This window comes from Mesorhizobium sp. P3_A9, assembly GCF_056402975.1.
Genome location: NZ_JBFUGJ010000501.1, coordinates 1 through 3325, shown reverse-complemented (window position 1 = coordinate 3325; position 3325 = coordinate 1). Strand labels below are relative to the sequence as shown.

4 protein-coding genes and 1 pseudogene are annotated in these 3325 nt (G+C 61.4%); 3 read left to right on the top strand and 2 right to left on the bottom strand.

Translation table 11 applies throughout. From position 1 onward, the window contains the following. Both AC1DX0_RS33340 and AC1DX0_RS33335 read right to left on the bottom strand, forming a co-directional pair. A pseudogene (locus AC1DX0_RS33340) lies at positions 1–236 on the bottom strand (dTDP-4-dehydrorhamnose 3,5-epimerase); the annotation flags it as partial. Positions 237–394: 158 nt separating this feature from the next. Next, entirely contained in the window at positions 395–910 is a 516-nt protein-coding gene (locus tag AC1DX0_RS33335; protein ID WP_475451193.1) for an outer membrane protein assembly factor BamE, read from the bottom strand. 114 nt (positions 911–1024) lie between these two features. On the opposite strand from AC1DX0_RS33335, the gene AC1DX0_RS33330 reads away from it, so the two are divergent. The 3 genes from AC1DX0_RS33330 (at position 1025) to plsX (ending at position 3300) form a co-directional block, all read left to right on the top strand. Beyond that, a complete protein-coding gene (locus AC1DX0_RS33330) occupies positions 1025–1570 on the top strand; it encodes a ubiquinol-cytochrome C chaperone family protein (RefSeq protein ID WP_477221173.1) in 546 nt (181 codons plus the stop codon). Further along, entirely contained in the window at positions 1570–2118 is a 549-nt protein-coding gene (locus AC1DX0_RS33325) for a YceD family protein (RefSeq protein WP_477221174.1), read from the top strand. Before AC1DX0_RS33330 ends, AC1DX0_RS33325 begins: the two co-directional genes overlap by 1 nt. 114 nt (positions 2119–2232) lie before the next feature. Beyond that, complete coding sequence (gene plsX, locus AC1DX0_RS33320; protein ID WP_477358618.1) at positions 2233–3300, top strand: phosphate acyltransferase PlsX; 1068 nt, start codon at positions 2233–2235, stop codon at positions 3298–3300. Positions 3301–3325: the final 25 nt, after the last annotated feature.

Sequence of the window (3325 nt, the reverse complement as noted above, 5' to 3'; positions counted from 1 at the left end):
CCCGGATACATCGTGCGCTGGAAGACCTGGCCGACGGGCAATTGATCGAGATCCCACTCGTCCCGGAAAACCTCGGTGAGATAGCCGTTCGACGTCGCGACCGGCCTGATTTCCTTGATCTTGACGCCGTCGATCGCCGGAGGGTCGATGGCAAGCCAATCAGGTGTCACGGTCTGCCGGTCGGGTGTTCCCGTGGCCATCCAGCCGTCTGGTGCTACGCGTTCGCCACTGCTCATTTTCAAAACCCCAAAGCCCTGGGATTTGATAAGGGCTTGCCCCATTGCTGGCAAGCCGGGCCTGCCTTGGCCAAACAAAAACCCGCAGGATTGCTCCCGCGGGTTTTCGGTCGCCTGAGATGTTGCTGTTTTCCCCGTGGGGAAGCAGGGTCTGATGATCAGGGAGTGCCGCCGCCGGGGATGCCGGGCGCCAGCTTGCTGGCGCCGTTGATGATCTGGCTGAGGAAGTTCTGGTCCTTGCCGCCAGTCGGCGTGGTGCGCGAGATGAAGTCGAAAATCTTGCCGTCCTTCAAGCCGTAATTGGCGATCTGGGTGACGCGACCATCGGCGCCGAAATAGACCGCCAGCACCTTCTGGTCGACGAGCCTGGGCTTGGCGAAGGCGACATAGCGCTTGCGCGTTTGCGAAATGTAATAAAACGCCTCGTTGTCGAAAGTCGCCGTGGTCGACGGCGTGCCAAGCGCCAGAAGCACCTGCTCGCGGCTGGAGCCGACGGGCACCGAATCGACGGCCTGCTGGTCGTAAACATAGCCTTGCGTCAGCGTCTCGCTCGGACTGAGGTCGCCGAACATCTTGTTGGTATGACATGCCGAGAGCGCCGATATGACGAGCAGCAGCGAGATCGCGCCGGCGGGCCTGGACGAGAAGGTCGACTTGAAATTCAGCGCGCGCAACAACAATTCTCCATTATATCGCCGCAACTTGCGCTGGGCCGCAAAACCGGTAAACCAGCTTGCTTGCCGATGCAACAAGGCCAATTCAACAAACGGTCCCCGGAGACCATCCCCATGTTCCAGCGCCTTTTTGGTCGCGAACGCCACGCCAACCGCACCATCACGGACGCGCTGTACGCACAAATCGTGGCRGCGGCGCGGCAGAGTGTATTTTATTCCCGCTGGAATGTGCCGGACACGCCGCTCGGCCGTTTCGAGATGCTTTCGCTGCATATGTTCCTGTTCCAGCATCGCTTGCGTGGCGAGGACGGTGTGGCGCAGGAGATCGCCCAGGTGCTGATCGACGAGTTCTTCCTCGACGTCGACCATTCGCTGCGGGAACTGGGCATTGGTGACGTCGGCGTGCCCAAGCGTATGAAGAAACTGGCGAAGATGTTTTATGGCCGCACCGCCGCCTATGATGATGCGCTGGAACGGAACGATCGTGACGGACTGACCGCAGCACTTGCGCGCAATGTCCGGCCCGATGCCGGCATATGGCCGGAGGCGCCGCAATTGGCCGACTATGTCGCCGATGCCTGCCGGCAGCTGGCCGCGCAGCCGTCCGAATCTATCGTTTCCGGCACGGCGGCGTTTCCGCTCGCCAAGGGAGGTGCTTGATGAAACATGCTGATCCGCAGAGCCCGGTTGCCTTTTTCGCGAACGTCGCGCGTCTGCCGAATAAGGGCCTGCCGGTGGTGATCGAGGCCGACGCAGCACAGCGCGTGGCACTCGCCGAGGAGCACGGGCTGCTCTCCGTTGAATCCTATCGCGCCGACCTTCTTGTGGCCTCCTGGAAACGCAATGGCGTGAAGGTCAGCGGCCGCGTCGAAGCCGATATCACGCAGGCCTGCATCGTCACGCTCGATCCCGTCCAGGCGCATATCGACGAGCCGGTCGAAGCACTCCTGCTGCCCGAGGAGTCCAAGCTTGGACGGCAGGGGTTCGACGGCGGCGGCGAGATCCTGCTCGACGCGGACGGCCCTTACAGTCCCGAAACATTCTCCGGTGACATCATCGATGTCGGGGCGCTTGCCGAACAGTTCTTCGGACTGGCGATCGACCCTTATCCGCGCAAGTCGGGCGCGTCGCTCAATGCCGGCGGTGAAACCGAAGCGGCGGAGAATGAATTTCAGCAAAAACTGCGATCCTTGCTGGGAAAATCCTGAAAACCTCGCCCGCAATGGAAAAGTCGGTTGTGTGAAAAGTCAAAACCGCTATTTTCGCCGAACCTTCGCGACCACTAAAGCGACCTGCCGCCTAACCCGTGAGATGAATACCGCGTGATCAGGATTTCCATCGATGCCATGGGCGGCGATCACGGACCAGCCGTGGTCATTCCGGCGCTCATGACGGTCGCCACCCGCCGTCCCGACATCCGCTTCGTCATCTATGGGCGTGAGGAACTGGTGCGCCCCGAACTGGCCAAGTTTCCCAAACTGGCCGAGGTGAGTGAATTCTTCCACTGCGAGATCGCGGTCAGGATGGACGACAAGCCGAGCCAGGCRCTGCGCCAYGGCCGCTGGAARTCGTCGATGTGGAARGCWGTCGARGCGGTCAAGTCGGGCGCCGCGGACGCCTGCATCTCCGCCGGCAACACCGGCGCGCTGATGGCGATGTCGAAATTCTGCCTGCGCACCATGGCCACCATCGATCGTCCGGCGATCGCGGCATTGTGGCCGACATTGCGCGGTGAAAGCGTGGTTCTGGACGTCGGAGCCACCATTGGCGCCGACGCGCATCAGCTCATTGATTTTGCCATTCTCGGCACCGGCATGGCGCGCTCCGTCTTCGGCATCGACCGGCCCACCGTCGGCCTGCTCAATGTCGGCGTCGAAGAGATCAAGGGTCAGGAAGAGGTCAAGGAAGCGGGACGCATGCTGCGCGAGGCCAATATGGCCTCGATGAACTATCATGRCTTTGTCGAAGGCGACGATATCGGCAAGGGCACGGTCGACGTTGTGGTGACGGAAGGCTTCGCCGGCAACATCGCGCTGAAGACGGCCGAAGGCACCGCGCGCCAGATCGCAGGATATCTGCGCGCCGCGATGAGCCGCACCTTGATGGCCAAGATTGGTTATATCTTCGCCAAGGGCGCCTTCGATCGCCTGCGCGAAAAGATGGATGTCRGCCGCTCCAATGGCGGCGTGTTCCTGGGGCTGAACGGCATCGTCGTCAAAAGCCACGGCGGTGCTGATTCGGACGGTTTTGCCGCGGCGATCGAGCTCGGCTACGACATGGTGCGCAACAATCTGCTCGACCGTATCGAAGCCGACCTGGACCTGTTTCATGCGCGCAACCCGCATGCCCTGTCATCTCGGAAATCCGACGGTACCGACGCGAAGGAATAGGAAGCAACTTTGATCAGATCAGTCG

Bases quoted from the DNA above. Each gene is read 5' to 3' on its own strand.
- AC1DX0_RS33325 (WP_477221174.1), top strand. From the start codon at position 1,570: ATGAAACATGCTGATCCGCAGAGCCCGGTTGCCTTTTTCGCGAACGTC.